The organism is Psychrobacter sp. 1U2, from assembly GCF_051847575.1.
This window is the reverse complement of the sequence record NZ_JBPYDC010001698.1, coordinates 1-540: the sequence shown is the minus strand read 5'-3', so window position 1 is coordinate 540 and position 540 is coordinate 1. Positions and strand designations below refer to the sequence as shown.

General features: G+C 38.7%; 1 pseudogene. It reads right to left on the bottom strand.

Annotated elements, in window-relative coordinates:
- Positions 1-183 (bottom strand): annotated as a pseudogene (locus tag ACS8FD_RS23950) (O-succinylhomoserine sulfhydrylase); the annotation flags it as partial.
- Positions 184-540 lie beyond the last annotated feature (357 nt).

Here is a 540-nt window from a genome sequence, read left to right as displayed (position 1 = left end):
ATAGACATAAGAGCTGGTGGTAAAGATAGGTTCGGCGTGCTCTCCTTCATCAGTACGATGCTGCCCTGCACGAACTGCAATAGTCTGCATGCCGTAATCGAGGTCTAGGTCTAAAGCATCATTGCGCCAGTTTGGATCCAGTGGATTTGAATTGCTTTCATCATGTGCTTGCGACTGACTCATAAGTTTTCCGTTACTATGGTTGGTATTGACACTGCTGATTATAGTTTTCATGATACATAATTCAAAGCGCTTATCATATCATGCTCCCATATATCAGACGTTAGATTTCAGGTATTGCTTTTACTTGTTTGTCTGTTTCAGATTTAAAACACTTAACGTTTATAGTCAGTTTTAAGCACTGACTACGGGTTGTTTCTGAAAGCCTTATGGTTAAATAATAAAACCTAGTCTCAGCTTAAGTTATTATAGCAACGTGAGTGACTACCAATCTAAGAAAAATAACGTATTTTTGATAGGCAGATACTGCATCACCTGCTAAGCTTGGCAGCATTTTTAACTAGGCTTTAAACGTTGCTA